We start from the raw sequence: 19,322 nt of genomic DNA, 5'->3' as shown, positions 1-19,322 counted from the left end.
GCCATGCGTTATCCCGCCGAAGAAACCGCCGAAAAGCACCAGCGCATCCTGACGCAGGCGGCGCGGCTATTCCGTGAAAAGGGTTACGACGGTGTCAGCGTGGGGCAGATCATGCAGGCGACGGGACTCACGCACGGCCCCTTCTACAACCACTTCGCCTCGAAGGAAGCGCTGATGGCGGAAAGCACCCTGCACGGCTCGGAACATTCGCGCATGGCGCTCGATGCGGCGACCATCAGCCCGGAAGCCATGCGCCAGTACGTGCGCGATTACGTGAGCGCGGCCCACCGCGACGCACCGGGCGATGGCTGTCTGCTGGCGGCGCTGGCCGGCGACGCGCGCAAGCAGCCTGCCGTGCGCCCTGCCTTCACCTTCCACCTGAAGTCCATCATCGGCAAGCTGGCAGCGCATTTTCCGTGGCAGAAAAAGCGCAACGCGCGCCAGGACGCCATCGTCATGCTGTCGGCCATGGTCGGCGCCGTGGCGCTGGCGCGCGCCGTCGATGATGACGCGTTTTCCGATGAAATCCTGAAAACCGTGAACACAGCTTTTACGACGTAGGTCGGATTAGCGCGCGAGCGCGTAATCCGACAACATTGTTGACGTATGTGGTGTTGTCGGATTACGGCCCTTCGGGCCTAATCCGACCTACGCGCGAGCAACTGGGCGACTTGTCCGACCCTGTCTGCGACCATGCCTGACACATTGACATAGGCGATCCCCCGGCGCGCCAGTTCGGCCTGGTACCACGCGTGCTGGCGCGCGCGGAAATCCTCGTCGCGGCGCGTGCCGTCCTGGATGAACGGGAAGTCGGGGGCGCACAACAGAACCAGGTCGTAACGGTGTTCGGCCAGTTGCGCCAGTTCCTGTTCGGCCTTGCCGAACATCTCGACGCAGTAGAAATACGTGGTCATGGGCGAGGTATCGCAAAACAGCCAGCGCCGCGCGGCCAACAGCGCCTGCGCTTCGCGGCGCAGCTGCTCGCGGCCGATCTTGAGCAAATCATCATACGCCAACACGCCATCCTGGCTTTCCCACAATTCGCGGCCATACTCGGCCACCCAGGCCGTCTCGAAATGGGCCGCCAGCGCTTGCGCCAAGGTCGTCTTGCCGCTCGATTCGCCACCGAGCACGCACACGCGCGTGACAAAATCGGCGCGCACGATGGGCGACAGGAAGGCGCTGTGCGCATGTGGATCTTGCCGCGCCACGGTGCCGGACACGGGCACCAACGTTCTCGCCTGATCCACGCTCACGTGCGCCACAGGCCCGCTCGCATAATGCCGTTCCAGCACCCGCGCAAAGCCGGGGCCATAATCTTCGCTGGTAAACACGGTATCGACGGGCCGCTCCAGCACCGTCCAGCACAGCCAGCCCATGAAGTGGCGATGCGCGTCTCCATCGGCATCGTTGTGCGGCAAGGTCCGCGCAGGCACGCCGCGCGCGGCACACAGCGCAGCCAGGCGCGCATCGTCCAGCACGACGATGTTCGCCTGGGGGAACTGCGCGCGCAGCCAGCCTTCCCGGCGCGCCGGCGCGCAGCCGGGAAATTCAGGTTTCGTGTAGCTGACCACCAGCAGTTCTTCGCTGGCGTCTTGCGCACGATGGAGCAATAGTTCGTGGCCCTGGTGCAGCGGGCAAAATTTGCCGACCACGAGGCCGCGCTTGTAAAGGTTCATGCTGCCGCTTCCTGCAAATCCGAGGTGTATTGAATGATCTTGTCTTCCGCCAGCAAAGTCTCGACCGTGATGGCGCCAAAAAAAGGCGCGAGCAAGGCGCGCGCCCGGTCAGCCTGCGGCATGGCGCCCGGTGCCAGGCGCAGCGCGATGGCGCCGTCGCCATGCTGATGCACGCCGAACAGAGCGATGGCCAGCGGTTTCAAGGCATGCGTGATGTCGATATTATTGATCCATTCGCCGTTGATAGTGCGATAGCGCAAAGGGCTGCGTCCCGCCAGCCCCACCAGGACGGGGCCGTGCGGGCCATGCGCCAGCGAAGCGTAATCGCCCGTGCGGTAGCGCACGAGGGGCAGGCAGAAATTGAAGCCGCCCGTCACCGTGATTTCGCCGCGCGCACCGTCAGGCACGGGCTGGCCCGCGCCATCGAGGATTTCCACGTACAGCCGGTGCTGCAGCAGCACATGGCCGCCCGCCTGTTCGTCGTAGACGGCGACGGGCCCCACTTCATTGAGCGAATAGATATCGAGCACGGGACAACCAAAACGCGCTTCCAGGCGTGCGCGCATGCCGGGCAACAGCATCATCGACACGGACATCAGCGCGGCCGGCTTGTGCGTCATGGGCAGGGTCAGCAGTTCGGCAAACGAGATGGGGTCGCCCGCGATCAGCTCGGGCGCCATGGCATCGAGGTAGCGCGCGCGGTCGTCCGGGTCGCGCCAGTCGTCCACGTGCAGATTGATCTTCGCCAGGCCCGATTCGTTCATGGTGGGCGTGACGGAAACATAAGTGAAGCAGCGGCGCTGGTGCCCCAGCAGCATCACGCCCACCTGTCCCGCCCCATGGCGCAAGGTCACGCCGAAGCGGCGCAGCGCGCGCTTGTGGAAGGCCAGGTAGCGCCCCGCCACCAGCGGGTGCGAAGCGATCAGCAGCGGGTGGCCCGTGGTGCCCGTCGTCTGGAAATTGATCATGCGCGCCAGGTCCGCATCGTCGGGCACGAAGGCGGCGATGTCGTGCGCCAGTTCGGCGCGGCTGATGGGCGCCACGTCCACAAGGCGCGCGGGTGGCGAGCCGCAGGCGCGGTAATGGGGCACCGTGGCGTAGACCGTCCTAAGAAAATCCGACAGCCAGGGTGGCGGCGCATCGGCGCCCCAAGCGACTACCGCGTCCATGACTTCCTGCTCGTAGGCGCGCAGTGATTCGACCTCCGCTGCCAGCAGCTTGTTGCCGCTGCGGTTGCGGTAGACAGGGGCGCTAGGATGATTGCGCAAGTGCGCGAGCATGCGCGCGCCGGCCGGTGTCAGGGTGGGACAGTAGTCGCGGTCCGATTCCCAGGCGCCGCCAGGCAGGTTGACGTCAGGTTTGCCAGCGAGCGTCATTCGCGCGACCACTTGTCGGCCGATTCCTCGGCCGCCTTTTTCGCCAGCGCTTCGCGGATTTCGCGCGCGCGCTGCTCGGCCAGCCGGCTCGCTTCGAGCAGGCGTCGGCGTTCCGTGCCGCTGATGGCCGACAATCTGTCCGTCGCCTGCGCCATGCTTTCGTCGCGCGGTCGAAAGCCCAGGCGCGCCAGCACGATGCGCGCCAGTTCCTCGCGCCGCTCGGGGTCTTGCGTGAACTGGTGGGCCGGCGTGGCGGCCGCCAGTTCGCGCGCCGCCTCGCCCAGCACCTGCAGCAAGGCCGGCTGCGGCAACTGCTGGCCGGTGAACCAGTCGTCGGCCAGCAGCCAGCACACGATCATGGCCAGCGCCAGCCGGTTGCGGTCCGCCTTCACTTGCGCGCCGATAAACCCGTGCAGGGACGCGGCCGGCGCACGGGCGCCATGCAGCAGCAAAATGTCGTTGACCAGCGCGGCAACGGCCACGGCCTGCGCATTGGCGACGCCGGCGATGCGGGGCTCGGCGAGGAATTCGACGGGCGTATCGGCCAGGCGGTGGGTTAATATTTCGAGGTGGGGACCAGAGATATTCATGGGCCTTTTCTTAATACAGTGATGCGCAAATTTAGCCCCAAAAGCAAAGGCTGGGGTCAGACCCGGCGGGTCTGACCCCGGATTTAAACATAGTGGCGCCGGCTGAACGCCCGCGCAAAGTCCAGCAAGTCCTCGTAGCGCTCGACGGCGTGGATGTCCCAGCCCTGCTCGCGGCGCGCGCGCTTTAAATCGTCATAGGTTTTCTGCAGCCACTTGTTGGCCGCCGTGCCCTCCCATTCGCGCTCCAGGTTCAGGGCCATGGTGCCGCCCGCGCCGCCCTGGGCCAGCGCTTTCGCCGAGATATCCCAGCCGCTGTTGCCCAGCTCATCGTTGTCGAACATGGTGGTGATGCCGTCGTCGGAAATCATCAGAATGTGCGCGGGCCGTTCGCGCTTTGCCGCATAGGTCTGGCGCAGGCGGTGGATGGGAAAGCAGGTGCCGCCGCCAAAAAATTCCGTCAGCACGCCCAGGATCATGTCTTCATCGCGCACGAAACCCGGCGTTTGCATCACTTCGCTCTTGCCGCTCCACAGGGTCACCTGCACTTTCGCGCCGGCGCGCAAGGCCGATAGCGCGATGACGGCGCCAGCCAGTGTCAAAAACGAAGTATGGGCCTGCGGGTTCGGCATGGAGCCGGAACTGTCCACGTACATATCGAGGTCGACGGGCACGGCATCGATGGCGCGCGCCGGTTCGCGGCCATACACGCGGCGCACGGTGGTCACGCCCGGCACGGGGCGCGGCGACTGCATCACCGATTGCAGCCAGTCGATGTCTTCCAGCGGGTCGCCGATTTCCCACGGTTCCAGCCCTTCCATCTGCGGCTCCTGCGATTCGGGCGCGGGGCGGCTGGGGAACGCCACCAGGTGCGGCAAGGCCCGCTCGCGGTAGTAGCGGATGGCGATTTCATGGTCGCTCAGGTTCACGCCCGACGCCTTTAGAATGTCGCCCAGCTCGAACGGTTCGCGCAGCTGGCCGCCGCCCTGCCTGGCCGGCGCCTCGGCAGGCGGCTCATCCCCATCGAGACCCGAGATGCGCTTGTCGTGCACAGGATGGATGGCGCCGTCCTCTTCGTCATCCTCGATCTGCTGCGCGCCATACGTCTGGCAGCCACGGGCCGCATCGCGCGTGTCGAGCAGATAGCGGCTCGGGCTCAATGCATCCGTATCCTCGACCAGGTAAGGCAGCAGCAAGGTGGCGAAGCGGCCTGCCGCCAGCATCCAGTCGTTCGCGTAGACGCGGATCAGGCGCGCACCGAGCCAGGCATCCGTGTCCAGCCGCTCGTCGGCCTCGCCGCCGCCCAGCTCACCCTTTTCCAGCTGCCACAGGTTTTCATAGATGCGCATGTACAAGGTCCATACACCGCCGCTGGCCTTGGCTTCCACAGTGCGTCCCTGCTCCAGCTTGCGGTAGATGTCGGCCATGCGCAGGTTCGCCTGGCGCTGCAAACGGTCGTTGATGAACAGGTCCGTGTACAGATTGGCCACCATGGGCGCGTGCTGCTCCAGGGTGGGCAAGGCACGGCGCATGCGCGCCAGCAGGCGGAACTGGTCACTGGCGCTGCCCGGCGCGAGGATGTGGTGGCCGATTTCATGGGCGAGCACTTCCAGCGCATAGTCGTCCAGGCCCAGCTCCGTCACCAGCGGCAAGTCCACCACGACGCTCTGATCGAGCAGCCGGATCATGGCGAAACTGCCGGACAAGCCCTGCTTGCTGGCTTCGACACGGCTGGCGCACAGGTTCGGGTCGCGCAAGCGCGTAAATTTGCTCCACACGGCCAGGGCCTCGGGCCAGGCGGCGCGCCAGCTATCAATCAGCGCGGTATCGGCGGTCGTCTTCATGCGAGCGGCAACAGGCGGATCGCGTGCGTCCACGGTGAAGTAATGGCCAGCGTATGCGCATTCGCGGCGATGGCGATGTCACCGGCCGGCAGGTCGAGCGCGATGCTGCGCGCGCCGACGTGCACGGTGGCCCCATCGAGGCGCACGGACGATGGCATGCCGGTAGTGGCCTGTTCATACTCCTGCGCCGTGGCGCTGTGCAGCACGGCGCCATAGGCGTCGGCCACCAGCAGGTAATGGCGCTCGGCGCTGCGCACGACAAAACCGTCGTTTGTTGCGCGCACTTGCGGCGGCGTGCCGAAATCGCCACCGAGGCCGCTGAAGCTGCCGAACTCCCTGCCCTCGGCATTGCCGCGCCAGGGATAGTCCAGCAACTGGGCATGCACCTGCGGCCATTGCGCACCCGGCTCGTCAAACGCGGCCAGCGCCAGCGCCGGTGGCAAGGTGTCGGCGGCGGCCAGCGCGCCCTGGCGGAAATGCGCGACGCCAGCGCGCCAGGCCAGCACCTGGCCCACGGCGCGCAGCTGCGCGACGCTGCCCACTTGCGGCGCCACGGCAGCCATCCCGGCCTGCCACTGCGCGGGCCGCGCCCCGGCCAAGGCGCCAAGGTGGATGGCGGCGTTGCTGAGCATGCCCAGCACGTCGACAGGCGCGGTGACCAGCAACGGAGCAAACAGCGGCGCCAGTTCGCGCCACACGGTATTCAAGAAGGTATTTTTCGCGGCCGGGCCGGCCAGGCCATGGCCCACCAGTTCCAGTGCCATGTCGTAGGCGGCCAGCGTGACGCCGCCCACGCGCTCGGGTGCGGCAGCGGCCACGCCCAGCACCAGCGGATCGACGCCGTCGTGCAAGAAGGCGCCGAAGGCGGCCATGTCGAGCGAGGGAAAACGCCGGCGCGCTTCCGCCGCGCGCGCATTGAACTGGGCGCGGCCGCTGGCAAGTATCGAGGCAAAAGCAGGAGAAATCATCGCGGCCCGTCAGTCGCTGTGCGAAAAGTGCAGCAGATAGCGTTCGCCATCGCGCTCGAACGCGATCTCGTCCCAGTGGATTGCGTACCACATTGGTGGCGTCATCGTCACGGCGTGCAGGGAAAATCCACCGAGCGCGTCGTCGAGCGACTCGAGGAAGGCGGCCACCAGCTGCGCGCGGAAGCGCCCCGGTGGTGCCGCCTGCATGTGCCGCGACGAGAAAAACCAGCGCTGGCACACTTGTTCCAATTCCGCGCGCGCGCACGGCGCCGCGTGGATATGCCACAGGGCGGCCGGCAAGTCGCGCGCGGGTGCGATGACGTGCAAGGCATAGTCTTCGACGCGCAAGCCCAGCGCCGTGGAGAGATCGGGTGCATCGGGCAGGCGCTGCAACTCGTAGCTCGCGCACAGGTCACTGGCTTCGCCATTGAGCAGGGCCAGCGCTTCCAGGAAGCCTTGACAACGCAGGACGCTCATTGCGAACGCAGCCAGCTGCGGTAGTTGGTATAGCGCTGGTGCAGGTACTTGAGTTTCAACAGGTCGTCGTACAGGGGACCGTATAGTTTTCTTCCTTTCGTGCGTTCGGCGATCAGCTTTTCGATGCGGTTCAAACGCGCCAGGGTTTCGCGTTCGCTGACGCCGTCGAGGCCAAGGTCGAATTCGGCCGACAGCACGCCGACAGGATCGTCGCGGTCCAGGTCCAGGCGGTTGAATTCATCGTTCGACAGATCGAACAAACGGCGCAGCCAGCCCAGCCTGTCGCTGCGGTAGGCGGCGTTTTCCGGCAGCGCGAAAAATGGCGCGTCCGGGTCCGGCTGCAGCTTGTTATGCAGGACGAATGGCAGCACCTGGCGCAAGTCTTCCAGTTCCACCTCGCCATTGCCGCGGAAGTAAGCCATGGCCTTGGCGTAGATCATGAGCGCCATCAAGGTGCGCACGGAGATGCCGTTCAGGGTCTGGCAACCGAGGTCTTTCAGACGGTCACGCCCATTGTCGGCGGCCTGCGCCTGCCCCCGGTCGGCGCCGGCCAGGCGGGCCGTGTCCTTGGTCATGTATTCGAACTGGCCGCCGGCCGTCTCGAACAGCTCGAACTGGCTGGCGAAGAATTCCAGGCGCCGGCGCACTTCGTCGGGTATGCCCACCTGGCGGATCGCTTCGCCGATCTGGTCCACCTCCCCTTCCGTGAAGATGATATCGGGCGGCACCAATTCTTCGGGGCGCACGTTTTCTTCCACGCGCAGCAGCAATTCGTTCAGGAAGCGCGGGTTGAAGGCCAGCGCCTGCACCGTCACGTCGACCCGGTCGCGCAGCGCCTCGATCACCTGGTAGGTGCCGCCGCCCTGGTCGTCGTTGGCCGTCAGATACCAGGCAGCCTCCGGACATTCGTAAATATGGTTCAGCACTTCCGCATAATTGTCGCCCATGACGGTGAGCAGCGCGCTTTGCGTGCGCGTGGGGATGCGGTTGTATTCATCGACGATTTTCACGCGCATGCCCAGCCAGGCGCGCCAGGCGATGCGGATATCGTCCATGCTTTGCGCGTTGACCAGATCGGCCGGCAGCGGATTGCCGAGCAAGTCGGCCACCGTCATCTGCGGATGGCCATGCTGCATGGCGCGTTTGACTTCCTTGACGGTGGAGCCGGCCAGCACGCCCATCAACAGGGCGCTGGCCGTCTTGCCCCGTCCAGGCCCGCCAACGAACAGGCATTTGCGGCGCGTAGCAAACGTCAGCAGCGGCAGCAAAATGAAGCTCGAATAGCTTTGCGCCGACGGCAGATTCAGGGTGCGCCGGCTGTCGCCCACGGAATACGTCTGCGACGGGCCATCGTTGTACTCGATGTCGTAATGGGGACTGATGATGGCGTGGTTGACGATCCAGAAGTAGGCCTGGCGCAGCTTTTCATCGAAAGGCCGCGCCTGCGCCTCGCCTTCCGCTCCCAGCGCGATGGGTCCCTGGTACAGGTCCGCCACGTCGAACTGCCGCGCAACGGGCGCGGACTTGGGTTTGGTGGGGGCCTGGGACAGGCGCTGGAACAGATTAAAAGACGGCATGGCAATACTCTTCCGTTAAGGAAATGAAATTATTGCACAAGCCGCCTGCAATTACCGGTTCGGATGAAAGCAGATTAGCCCGCCATCGGCGTAGCCAGAAACACCGGCTGCCGCTCGGCCAGCGCCGTCAGCGCGGCCACGGCCGGACAGTCGCTGGCCGCCATCACGTCGGGCACCATCTGCTGAGCAAAACTCCAGGCCACCGCAACGGTGATGCCGGCCATACTCAGGCAGTCCGGCGCCTCTTCGCGCAATGACGCTTCCAGCTGCCGCCAGGCCCCATGCAACTGCAGCTGGATCCGGTCCAGCCAGGGCTGGTGCTGCTTTTCCTGCGGGCGCAAGCGCCGCTCATAGACGATCTGCACGGCTTTGTCGCATGCCGCCAAAGCATAGCTGGTGTGGCACAGCGCGCGCAGGCGTGCAGGCTCCGGCTCCGGCCTGATGCGGGACGCATGCGCGGCCAGCTCCTCCAGATATGCGAGGATCAGGGTCGAGTCCATCAGCACCTGGCCGTCGCCGGTGACCAGGGTCGGCACTTTGACGGCAGGATTGATCGCTTGTACCTGGTCGAAATCGGAAAACACCGACAAGGGCCGGTGTTCATGTTCCAGGCCCAGCACTTTCATGCCAATGGCAACGCGCCTGACGTAAGGCGAATCGAGCATTCCGATCAATATCATGGCCCCCTCCTCTCCATCTGATGAATAAACGCGATCACTTGTGCCGCGACGGCCGCTGGCGCATCTTCCATCAGGAAGTGCCCGGCCTCGTCAAACAGGTGCAAGGTGGCGCCGGGAATATCGCGCTGCAGGCGATGGCCATAAGCGACCGGCTGCCACTCGTCCTGCCGGCCCCATAAGACCTGTACCGGCAAGGTCAACTGCGGCAGTTTTTCGGTAAAGTCCATCGTATAGCAGGCGTTATAGTGCGCCACCTGGTGCTGGTAAAACGAGGGCTGGCCCACCACGCCGCACAGCGGCTTCAGGTAACACCGCAGAAGCTCGCCCTGCATCCTGTCCTTGTGAAAAACGGCCATGCCCAGCTGGCGCGCCATCGTGGCGCGATGCTCGCTGGCCGGCATCAACGCACACCGGGCGAAGTCATCGCGCAGATGCTTCCAGGTAGGCGATGGCCAGGAATCGTAGCTGGGCGCGTCGGCGATGCTCAAGCTGCGCAGGCGCGCCGCATGGTCGAACGCCAGGCGCAGCGCAATGGCGCCGCCGATATCGTGGCCGAACAAGTGGGTGGTCGGCAGTTGCCAGTGGTCGAGCAAGGCCGCCAGCACGGTCACCTGCGCCGCTACCGAGGTATCGGCCTCGACGGGCCGCTCGGATCGTCCGAAGCCCAGCAAGTCATACAGGTGCACGTGGAAACCGGCATCGACGAACAGCGGCACCAGTTCGCGCCAGATAATGCTGTGCGCCGGCGTGCCATGCACCAGCACCAGCGGCGCGCCTGCGCCATGGATGCCGGTGGCGATACGCTGGCCGTGGATCAGGGCGTGGCCATTCAACAGCGATTCTTGACTCGTCATCAGATGTCCTTTTGTTTGCAGAACCTGCAGGCTAAGGCTAGACTGAACATGACGCCAGTGACATTCTTTTTACTTTTAATCCAACTTTTGTCATAACCCATGAATTTACGTCTATCCGTCGACGCCCTGCGTGTGTTCAGGGCAGTGGTACAAACCGGCAGCATGAGCCAGGCCGCCAGCCTGCTCCATCTGAGCCAGTCGGCCGTCAGCTGGAAAATCAAGCGGCTCGAGCAGCAGCTCGATTGCCAGCTGCTGGCGCGCAGCGGCGGGCTGTTTGGCACGACCGACCAGGGAGCCGTGCTGCTGCGGCATGCGCTCAACATACTCGACGCCCACGATGACGCCGTCGCCCATTTTTCGCCATCGGCGATGCAAGGCCGGCTGCGCATCGGCGTGACGGAGCAGATTTCATTGGCCGACGTGTGCGCGGTGCTGTCGCAGTTCTCGCATCACCACCCCAAGGTCGATGTGCAACTGGTGGTGGAGCAAAGCCAGGTATTGCGCGAACGCTTTGCCGACGGCGTGCTTGATGTGATTTTGCACCAGGATTTTGCCGGCAAGGCGGCGCCGGGCGACACGCTGTTATGGACAGAAACGCTGCATTGGTGCGCAGCCACGGCAGAGCAGGCTTTGCCGGGAGAGACCGTCAAGCTGATCACCTACGGGCCGCACTGTTTTTACCGCCGGCTGGCCGAAGAAAAGCTGGGCCAGGCCGGCATGGCCTGGAGCGTGGGCCTGGAATGCCCATCGGTGGCGGGCATGCTGACCGCGATTGCCGCCGGCCTGGGCATGGCGGTGGTCAATGAACGCAACTTGGGCCCGGGCGTGCACCGGCACGCGGCACTGGAACGGCTGGCACCGCTGCCTCGCGTCGACAGCCTGCTGCGGGCCAATGACAACTTGCCCGACCCGGTGCGTGACGGTTTTTGCCAGCTGCTGCTGGCGGCATTGCAGAAAGCGTGATGGAGCCCGTCGCTAACGATGCGGCAGTTGGGGCTCCAGCTCTTTCCCTGGTTTCATGCTCATCCTTGCTGGATGACGGGCGCTGGCGCCTCGGCGCGCCAGCGCCACCAGCCCAGCGCCACGCAGGCCACGAGCAAGGCCAGCAAGCCCGCCACTTCATGGCGGATTTCATACAGCGAGGCCCCCATCTGGTTGAGCGCGACAAAGCCCTGGATGCCGGCCGTCGATGGCAGCAGCCAGCGCAGCCATTGCAGCACGACGGGCATGGACGACACGGGCCAGGTCAGGCCCGCGAGGAACAGCACGGGCATCGAGGTGGCGATCATCAGCTGCGTACCCCGCTCGCGCGTGCGGAACAACATGCCCAGCAGCATGCCGAAAGCCGCTTCCGCCAGCGAAAACAGTACCAGCAGCAGGAGCATGCCGCCAAAGTTGCCGCCACGCGGGTAATCCTGGAACCAGAAGACAAAGCCGAAGAAATAGCAGCAGTTGAGGAAAGCCACGCAAGCAAACGCCAGCAGCATGCCCATATATCCACCCGCCGTGCGCTTGCCCGCCACAGGGAAACTCTTGCGCTGGTACCAGGTGCCGAACAGCATGGTCATGCCGATCAGCAAGGTCTGCTGCACGATCAAGGTCGCCACGCCGGGCACGACATAGGCGCCATAGCCTTCCTTGACGTTAAACAGGGGCACGGCGTCAAAGGCGATGGGCGAGCGCTGCGCATTGGCCTGGATGCCCGATGGCGTACCCGCCCCCAGACGTTTCAATTCGATACCAGCCGACACCGTGCCCACCACTTCGGCCAGGCCGTTCAAGGCCACCTTATTGAGCATCAGATACAAGCCATTGCCCGCCACTTGCGCGTGGGCGGCGCGGCCGGCCAGCACGTCCGTCTGCAAGCCGTCGGGAATGATCAGCACGCCCATGACCTTGTCGCGCCACAGCAGGTCCTGCGCCACGGGCAGGTCCGGCGTGACGGCGATCACCTGCAGCGACGGATGGGCCATGGCAAAGCGCGTCAACTGGCGCGACATGGCGCTGCGATCCTGGTCGACGACGGCCACGGGCACGCGCTGGACGATTTCCGTCGAGTACGGCAAAGGATAGAAGAAGGAATAGATGATGCCGCCGATGAACAGCAAGGTCAGCGCGCCCTTGTCCGTCAGCATGGCGCGCCAGGTGGAGGTAAACGCAGACCACATCATGTGCGCCCCCAGGCGGCAGGCGCATTCGCGCGGCGCGCCAGCAGGAAGGCGCCGATGGCGCCGCAGCCGATGGCAAAACCGGCCAAGATCAGCATTTCCTGCACGCCATAGCGCCACGGCGCGCCGGCCAGCCAGTACTTCGTTTGCAATTGCAGATAATGCGTGAGCGGCAAGGCTTCCGCCCAAGCGCGCGCCAGCGCCGGCATGGCCATCAAGGGAAAAGCCTGGCCCGCAAACGCGAACGCCGGCGCCGTGATGAAGGCCGCGCCCGACAGGGCCAGACGCAGAGACAAAGTGGCGGCGATCAGCAAGGTGGCCAGGCCGCAATAGGCCAGTACCAGCAGCAGCATGCTCAACAGCAAAGCCGGCAAGCTGCCCGCCACGGCCCAGCCACGCGCCAGACTGAAGATCAGCAAGTACAGCAGCGCCAGCGCGCAGTAGGCGATGAGGGGAAACAGCAGCTTGGCGCCGATGGCGCGCAGCCAGCTGCCATCGGCCGAGGCCAGCCATTGCGGCACCGTGCCGTCGCGCAACTCGCGTCCTATGCTCGTGACGATGGCGACGACGATGAAAATCTGCAGCATGGCCGGCATCAGGGCCAGGGTCAGGAACGCTTCATAGCTGATGTTTTCGTTGTACAAACTGTTCAAGGTCGTGCGTATCGGTTCGAACTGGGCGGCCGCCTGCACGCCCGACATGCCTTTTTTCGCGCGCGCCGTCATCTTGATGCCGGCAGACAAGGTCGTGCTGACCGTGCGCACGTCGCGCAGCAAGGCACCCGCGTGCGAGGAAAATTGCGCGTTGTACAGCCATTGCACGGTGGCTTGGCGTCCGCCCAGTAATTTCTGCTCGAAATCGTTCGGGATCAGCAGGTAGCCAAACGCCGTGCGCTCGCGCAAGCGATGCAAGGCTTCGTCGCTGGACGCCACTTTCGCCACCACCTGGACACCGGGCGAGGCGTCGAGCCAGCGCGTGAGCTGGCGCGACAAGGTGGAGTTATCGTTGTCGATGACGACGATGGGCAAGTCGCGCGCGATGCCGGCGGAAAACACCAGCCACAGCATGCCGCACAGCACGACCGGAATCCAGCTGAGCATGCCAAAGTCCCAGAAGTCGCCGCGCAAGCGTCGCCACTCGCGTGCCAGCGCCGAAACCGGCTCTTTATCCGCTTCGTTCATCTAGTATCAGAGCGGTGGAAACACGACCGACATGCCCGGGCGCAAACCCTCGACCTTGATGGCGGGACGCAAGCGGATTTCAAACGTGCGCAAATCCGTGCCGCCCGGACGTGCAGCGCGCCACGTGGCGAAGTCCGGCAGCACGGCCACGGAGCTGACCTTGAAACTCAGTTGCTGTTTCAGCGCCGGCACATTGGCCGTATGGGTGCTGCCCATGCCAAACGCGGCCATTTCATCTTCGCGCACTTGCAGCACGGCCCAGGCGTCATCGAGGTTCACCAGGGTGATCACGGGAAAACCTTGCGGCGCCAGTTCACCCGGCTGTATCTGGATCTTGCTGACCTGGCCCGCTACAGGCGCGGCGATCTTTGTTTCGGCCAGGGCGATCTGCGCTTCCGTCAGCACGGCGCCCACCTGGCGCGCCTGGGCGGCGGCGGCCGTCTTGTCTTCCGGACGGGCGCCCTTTTGCGCCATGTCATATTGCGCGCGGGCAGCCTGCGCCAGCTGGTCGGCGGCGCGCCATTGCGCTTGCGCCTCGTCGCGTTTCTGCTGGGCGATCACGCCTTGCTCGTACATATTGTTGACGCGGGTGTACGTCGTTTTGGCGATGGTCGCCCCCGTCTGGGCCCGCTCCCAGTTGGCTTTCGCGGCCGCGACTTCTTCCGGACGCGCACCCGCTTGCGCCTTTTGCGCCACGGCATCGGCCGCTTGCGTGGCGGCCGTCGCCTGAGCGATCTTCGCATCCACTTCCGGGCTCGTCAGCTGGAACAGCAGCTCACCTTTTGGCACCGTCTGGCCCAGTTTGACGTACAGCTCGCCCACCCGGCCCGGCACTTTCGACGAGACATTGACTTCCTGCGCATCCATCTGTCCCTGCAAAGGCAGGCGCTGCGGCTGGAATGCCTGGTACAAGCCCCAGCCGACGAAGGCAAGAACAATGACGGCGGCGCCGATGGCCAATGGTTTTTTGGAGGTACTCATTATTATTTGTCCACAGGTAATTGGATATCGGCCGCGGCGGCCAGGCTGCCCAGGCGTTGCGTTTCGCCCGTCGCTTCCAGCAATTGCGCCAGCCCCATCACATAGTTATAAGCCGTCTGCGCGCGCTGGGTCTCGACCTTGGCCAGGTTCAGGCGCGCGTCGACCACTTCCAGCGACGTCACTTGCCCTTGCTGGAAAGCCACCGTTTGCAAGCGGATATTTTCGCGCGCCAGTTCAACCGACGAGGCCGTTGACAAATACTGGATGCGGGCGTTTTCCAGCGCGCGCCAGTTCTTCTCGATCAGGGTGGGAATGTCGCGCTCGGCCTGGCGCGCCACCACTTCCACCCGCTCCTGGTCCAGCTTGGCGGCGGCGATCATCTTGCCCGTATTGATACGGTGCACGAGCGGCACGGACACGACCAGGCCGATGGCCCAGTTCGAGCGCACGAGCTTTTCGTTGCCGCGATTTAAGTTGTAGTTACCGATGGCAAACACGGTGGGTGCGTATTCCTTGCCATGCAGCTTCAACGCTTGCTCGGCCTGCACGCGCTTGCTGTCGATCTTTTTCCAGTTCGCGTTTTCGCGCATGCCCGTGCTGATAAACGATTGCAAGGTGCCGACGGGCAAGCTGTTGACGAACAGCGGCGTGCTGGGCAGCACTTGTGTATTGACGGCAAGCAAGCGGTCGAGCGCCACCTGGGCGATTTCCTCGTCGCTGCGCGCCTGCGCTTCGTCGCTGCGGGCGCTGTCCAGGGCCACGTCGGCGCGCAGGCGTTCTGCCCGTGAAATCAGGCCGCCCTTTTCCAGCCTGGCCGCGTCGCGCTGGTGCTGCGTCACGCCGGCCGTCACTTCGGCCCGTACGGCCACCACTCTTTTTGCCAGCAGCAACTGGAAATAGCGCTGCGCCACCAGGGTGGCCAGCTGCTCTTCCGCTTCCGTGCGCTCGGCCTGCGCGGCCAGGGTCAGGCTCGATGCGAGGCCCTTGACGGCGTCCAGGCGCCCGCCCGTGTAGATGGGCCACATGCCCAGCAAGCCGAACGACGTCAGGTCCGTTACCACTTCGCGGTTCAGGGAATTGGGAATGTGCGGCGTGGGCAAGCCGGGAATCGGCGGCAGCACGGATTCGATGCCGCCCACCACGCCGGCCAGGCCGCTCGTATCGATATTCAAGTCCGTCGACAAACGGCCGCGAAACGCCGTCAAGTCGACGGAAGGACCATCGATATTCGACAAGGCTTCCGCCTTCAGTGTTTTTGCGCGCACGTCGAGCGCGGCGCCCTGCACGGCGCCCGAAGCCCTGGCCGCTTGCTGCAGCGCTTCGTTAAAGGTCAGCGGTTCCGCCTGGGCGGGCATGGCCGCGCCCAGCGCGCCCGCCAGCAATAATGATAAGTGTCCTTGCAATCTGCCCATGTAGCGTCCAGTCAATGAATGAGGGGAAAGCACGGGGTTGCCATGTTTATACTTTCACAATAGCAATTATATCTACGGATGTCCATTCCAGCCTGCACTATTGGTTACCGGGACTGGCATATAAAAACGGGCGCCTCTTGCGGGGCACCCGTTGCGGTCAAGCCTCTACCAAGCTAGTTATTTCTTGGCCTTTTTGCCGCCCTTCTCTTTTTCCTTTTCAAACACGGCAAAGAACTCGGACGCCATGTTGCGGATGGCGCGGCCAATGTTGGCGTAGTCGTATTCGTTCAGGTTGGCCAGCGATACGCGGCCGGACGGGTGCGTCGTGCCGAAGCCGCGGCCCGGCAGCAGGATGACGCCCGTTTCCTCGGCCAGACGGAACAGCGCTTCGTTGGGTTTCAGTTTTTTCAGCAGCCACTGCGAAAATTCCACGCCATGCATCTGCGCGGCCAGCGATTCCATGTCCAGCAAGTGGTAGTAGCGCACGGAATTGGCGTCGTGCACCATCGGCAAGCCCAGCTCGCGGTACAGCGCTTCCTTGCGGCGCAGCACGATACGCTTCATCGACTGCTTGTACTTTTGCTCTTCATCCATCAGCGAGAACAGGGAGAACAAGGTCATCTGCGCCTGCACCGGCGTGGACAGGCCGGCCGTGTGGTTCAGCGCCACGGTGCGGCTGTCGGCCACCAGGCGATCGATGAATTTCAGCGCGCGCGGCTCCGTCGTGATCGAGTGATAGCGCGCATCGAGCTGCTTCTTGATAGTTTCCGGCAACTTGGCAATCTTGGCGTCGAGCACATTGTCTTCATGCGTGGCCACCACGCCCATGCGCCAGCCCGTCGCGCCGAAGTATTTCGAGAACGAATACACGAGGATGGTGTTGAACGGGCAGATGGCGAACAGCGAGACGAAATTGTCGGCAAAAGTGCCATACACGTCATCGGTCAAAATGATCAGGTCCGGGCGCTTCTTGATGATCTTGGCGATGTATTCCAGGGTGTCGTCATCAATCTTGACGGATGGCGGATTGCTGGGGTTGACGAGGAAGAAAGCTTTCACTTTCGGGTCCAGCAGCTTGTCCAGTTCCTTCTTCGTGAATTGCCAGTTGTTCGATTGCGGCGCATCGATGTGCACGGTGTTCAGCTTGTAATCATTCAGCTGGGGAATTTCGATGTACGGCGTAAAGATCGGCATGCCCAGGGCGATCGTGTCGCCTTCCTGGATGATGTGGTTCGATTTCAGGCTGGCGAACAGATACGTCATGGCGGCCGTGCCGCCTTCGACCGCGTACATGTCGAAGTTGCCGACGAAGGGATGGTCGCCCACCATTTCGCGGTGGATATACTGGCCGACGATTTTCTCGGACAGGCGCAGCATGCGGTCCGGCACGGGATAGTTGCAGCCGAGGATGGCTTCGCACATCTCGTAGAGGAAGTCGCCCGCGCTCAAGCCCAGCTGGTCGCGCACGTACGACACGGCCGCCTCGATGAAATGCACGCCAGGGTTGCCTTCATGCTTGCGCACGAAGATTTCAAAGCGCGCCTCGATGCCGTCGCGCGTGGGGAAACCGCCCACGTCGTCCATGTACACATAGGAACGTTCCGCTTCCGTCATGGCGAACTGGCCGAACTGGAAGAAGCCGTGGCGCGGCGTGGTGGCCAGGAAATTCGGGTTGCCGCGGCCCGCATTGAGCATCAAACGGTTGCTTTGTTTGGCCGTCTGGATCAGCGCATCTTTCAATTCGAATGGGCTCAACAGGGCGAGTTTGCTTGGGTTACTGAAATCCATTTTTGCTACTCCTTTAGACAGACAATGTGCAGGGTTCTTGCAGACTCAAACGAAGGCCACGATGAGCGGCCCCAGCAAAGTCAGGAAAACGTTGGCCAAGGCATACGTGATGGCAAACGGTACGGTGGGAATCGAGTTTTGCGCCGCGTTCAGCACTTCGCCGAACGCAGGATTGGCGCTGCGCGAGCCGGACAAGGCGCCCGCGAACACGGCCACGTTGTCATAACGCAAGATGTAGCGCCCGATCAGCATGGTCAAAATCATCGGCAGGATGGTGACCACCACGCCGACGCCGAACAGTGTCAGGCCATGTTCGCGCACGGTTTGCACGGCTTGCAGGCCGGACGTGAGGCCGACGACGGCAACGAAGCCGGCCAAGCCCAGATCCTTGAGGATTTGCACGGCGCCGCTGGGCATGTAGCCGAACGTCTGGCGCTTGGCGCGGAACCAGCCGAATACCAGGCCCGACAGCAGCACGCCGCCGCCGCTGCCCAGGGTCAGCGGAATCGAGCCGATACGCGCCACCAGCAAGCCCACGAGCAGGCCGACGACGAGGCCGGCGCCCATGTAGACGAAGTCCGTCTTGGCGCTCGGCACGATCATGTAGCCCACTTCGGCCGCCACGCGCTTGACGTCCTGCTCGGCGCCATAGATGGTCACCACGTCGCCCGTCTGCACGACGGTTTCCGCCTGCATGGGCAGAATCTTGCCCATGCGGCTCAGCTGCACGACAAAGATGCCGTGACGCACGCCTGGCGCCGTCGCGCTGCGGATTTCGCCCACCGTCTTGTTGTGGTAAGCCTTGTTGGTCAGCACCATGTCGCGGCGCTGCATCACCAGTTCCATGCCTTCGACGGCAAGCAATTCCTTGCCCAGCTGGGAAGAGACGCTGAGCATGGCTTCGCGCCGGCCCACCAGCAGCACGATATCGTCGGCCGCCAGCACCAGGTCCGGGCTGACGTCGATGATCTGGCCATTGCGTTTCACGCGCTCGATGGTAATGGCCATGTTCGGATGGGCGCTTTCGATCTCCTCCACGGAACGCCCGGCACCGGGGCCCACTTCATAGATGCGGCCGATCAAGTCCGGTGCGGCCGGCGTCTGGCCCGGCCCCAGTACTTGCACGCCCGCCTGCAGCGCCGTTTCCGCCTTGATCGCATCTTCGCGGATGGTGCGGCCCATGAGTTTCGGCAAGATGTTGACGCAAACGATGATGGCGCCAAACGAGCCGAACACATAGGTGACGGCATAGCCGACGGCCACATTGCCCTGCAAGCGCGCCACTTCGTCGGCCGCCAGGCCCAGCTTGGTGATCGCGTCGCCGGCCGTGCCGATGATGGCCGACTGCGTCAAACCGCCCGCCGCCACGCCGGCCGCCAGGCCCTTGTCCAGGTCGAACATCTTGGCCAGGATGACTACCGTCAGCAGCGCCGTCACGGCCAGCACGACGGCCAGGATGATTTCGCGCACGGACTGGCGCCCCAGGGAATTGAAGAACTGCGGTCCGCTTTCATAGCCGACCGCATAAATGAACAGCGCAAACAGCACCGACTTGACGCCAGGATCGATGGCGACGCCCACCTGGCTGACGAGTACCGCCACCAGCAATGAACCGGCTACCCCGCCCAGCTGAAACGAGCCGAACTTGATCTTGCCGATGTAGTAACCCACTGCCAGGGAGAGAAACAAGGCAATTTCAGGCGACTTCTTGAATAACTCATGCAACCATTCCATGCGGACCGCCTTTCAT

At 63.9% G+C, this 19,322-nt stretch carries 17 protein-coding genes; 2 read left to right on the top strand and 15 right to left on the bottom strand.

Features of this window, described 5'->3' with window-relative positions:
* Nucleotides 1-3: 3 nt before the first annotated feature.
* Nucleotides 4-561 (top strand): TetR/AcrR family transcriptional regulator, encoded by a 558-nt coding sequence (locus MRBLMS1_RS12325; protein WP_485879586.1) that lies wholly within the window; start codon nucleotides 4-6, stop codon nucleotides 559-561.
* Between the two features lie 77 nt (nucleotides 562-638).
* Here the strand turns inward: MRBLMS1_RS12325 and MRBLMS1_RS12320 are convergent, their stop codons facing one another.
* The 9 genes from MRBLMS1_RS12320 to MRBLMS1_RS12280 form a co-directional block, all read right to left on the bottom strand.
* A complete protein-coding gene (locus MRBLMS1_RS12320) occupies nucleotides 639-1,679 on the bottom strand; it encodes an AAA family ATPase (protein WP_485879585.1) in 1,041 nt (346 codons plus the stop codon).
* On the bottom strand, nucleotides 1,676-3,055 hold the full coding sequence (locus MRBLMS1_RS12315) for a phenylacetate--CoA ligase family protein (RefSeq protein ID WP_485879584.1): 1,380 nt from the start codon (nucleotides 3,053-3,055) through the stop codon (nucleotides 1,676-1,678). The genes MRBLMS1_RS12320 and MRBLMS1_RS12315 overlap by 4 nt, the downstream gene beginning before the upstream one ends.
* Complete coding sequence (locus MRBLMS1_RS12310; protein ID WP_485879583.1) at nucleotides 3,052-3,645, bottom strand: hypothetical protein; 594 nt, start codon at nucleotides 3,643-3,645, stop codon at nucleotides 3,052-3,054. The genes MRBLMS1_RS12315 and MRBLMS1_RS12310 overlap by 4 nt, the downstream gene beginning before the upstream one ends.
* A gap of 83 nt (nucleotides 3,646-3,728) precedes the next feature.
* The gene (locus tag MRBLMS1_RS12305) at nucleotides 3,729-5,486 is read right to left on the bottom strand and encodes a VWA domain-containing protein (protein ID WP_485879582.1); all 1,758 of its coding nucleotides are present in this window, start codon (nucleotides 5,484-5,486) and stop codon (nucleotides 3,729-3,731) included.
* Nucleotides 5,483-6,454, bottom strand: a complete 972-nt coding sequence (locus tag MRBLMS1_RS12300) for a hypothetical protein (protein ID WP_485879581.1) — start codon at nucleotides 6,452-6,454, stop codon at nucleotides 5,483-5,485. The genes MRBLMS1_RS12305 and MRBLMS1_RS12300 overlap by 4 nt, the downstream gene beginning before the upstream one ends.
* 9 nt (nucleotides 6,455-6,463) lie before the next feature.
* Complete coding sequence (locus MRBLMS1_RS12295) at nucleotides 6,464-6,931, bottom strand: hypothetical protein (RefSeq protein ID WP_139092402.1); 468 nt, start codon at nucleotides 6,929-6,931, stop codon at nucleotides 6,464-6,466.
* Nucleotides 6,928-8,508, bottom strand: coding sequence for an AAA family ATPase (locus MRBLMS1_RS12290; RefSeq protein WP_485879580.1), 1,581 nt, complete (start codon nucleotides 8,506-8,508; stop codon nucleotides 6,928-6,930). The genes MRBLMS1_RS12295 and MRBLMS1_RS12290 overlap by 4 nt, the downstream gene beginning before the upstream one ends.
* A 74-nt stretch (nucleotides 8,509-8,582) precedes the next feature.
* A complete protein-coding gene (locus MRBLMS1_RS12285; protein ID WP_485879579.1) occupies nucleotides 8,583-9,188 on the bottom strand; it encodes a glutathione S-transferase in 606 nt (201 codons plus the stop codon).
* Nucleotides 9,185-10,042: an alpha/beta fold hydrolase gene (locus MRBLMS1_RS12280; RefSeq protein ID WP_485879578.1), complete on the bottom strand. Its 858-nt coding sequence runs from the start codon at nucleotides 10,040-10,042 to the stop codon at nucleotides 9,185-9,187. Before MRBLMS1_RS12280 ends, MRBLMS1_RS12285 begins: the two co-directional genes overlap by 4 nt.
* 99 nt (nucleotides 10,043-10,141) lie before the next feature.
* On the opposite strand from MRBLMS1_RS12280, the gene MRBLMS1_RS12275 reads away from it, so the two are divergent.
* The gene (locus MRBLMS1_RS12275) at nucleotides 10,142-11,005 is read left to right on the top strand and encodes a LysR family transcriptional regulator (RefSeq protein ID WP_485879577.1); all 864 of its coding nucleotides are present in this window, start codon (nucleotides 10,142-10,144) and stop codon (nucleotides 11,003-11,005) included.
* A gap of 59 nt (nucleotides 11,006-11,064) precedes the next feature.
* Here MRBLMS1_RS12275 and MRBLMS1_RS12270 read toward each other — a convergent pair whose 3' ends face one another.
* The 6 genes from MRBLMS1_RS12270 to aspT all read right to left on the bottom strand — a co-directional run bounded on the left by MRBLMS1_RS12270 (nucleotide 11,065) and on the right by aspT (nucleotide 19,306).
* Nucleotides 11,065-12,213, bottom strand: a complete 1,149-nt coding sequence (locus MRBLMS1_RS12270; RefSeq protein ID WP_485879576.1) for an ABC transporter permease — start codon at nucleotides 12,211-12,213, stop codon at nucleotides 11,065-11,067.
* Nucleotides 12,210-13,391 (bottom strand): ABC transporter permease, encoded by a 1,182-nt coding sequence (locus MRBLMS1_RS12265; RefSeq protein ID WP_485879575.1) that lies wholly within the window; start codon nucleotides 13,389-13,391, stop codon nucleotides 12,210-12,212. The genes MRBLMS1_RS12270 and MRBLMS1_RS12265 overlap by 4 nt, the downstream gene beginning before the upstream one ends.
* Before the next feature lie 6 nt (nucleotides 13,392-13,397).
* Nucleotides 13,398-14,372 (bottom strand): HlyD family secretion protein, encoded by a 975-nt coding sequence (locus MRBLMS1_RS12260; RefSeq protein ID WP_485879574.1) that lies wholly within the window; start codon nucleotides 14,370-14,372, stop codon nucleotides 13,398-13,400.
* Nucleotides 14,373-14,374: 2 nt separating this feature from the next.
* Nucleotides 14,375-15,784 carry a TolC family protein gene (locus MRBLMS1_RS12255; protein ID WP_485879573.1) on the bottom strand — a complete coding sequence of 470 codons (1,410 nt, stop codon included), beginning with the start codon at nucleotides 15,782-15,784 and terminating at the stop codon, nucleotides 14,375-14,377.
* A 177-nt stretch (nucleotides 15,785-15,961) separates the two neighbouring features.
* Nucleotides 15,962-17,572: a bifunctional aspartate transaminase/aspartate 4-decarboxylase gene (locus MRBLMS1_RS12250; protein WP_070304267.1), complete on the bottom strand. Its 1,611-nt coding sequence runs from the start codon at nucleotides 17,570-17,572 to the stop codon at nucleotides 15,962-15,964.
* A 45-nt stretch (nucleotides 17,573-17,617) separates the two neighbouring features.
* Nucleotides 17,618-19,306 (bottom strand): aspartate-alanine antiporter, encoded by a 1,689-nt coding sequence (aspT, locus tag MRBLMS1_RS12245; protein ID WP_485879572.1) that lies wholly within the window; start codon nucleotides 19,304-19,306, stop codon nucleotides 17,618-17,620.
* Between the last annotated feature and the right edge of the window lie 16 nt (nucleotides 19,307-19,322).

It is taken from the genome of Massilia sp. LMS1-1-1.1, from assembly GCF_040815535.1.
In the GTDB taxonomy this organism is placed as follows: domain Bacteria; phylum Pseudomonadota; class Gammaproteobacteria; order Burkholderiales; family Burkholderiaceae_D; genus Janthinobacterium; species Janthinobacterium aestuarii.
Note: the sequence above shows the minus strand (reverse complement) of the source record. Positions and strands in the feature narration are given on the sequence as shown.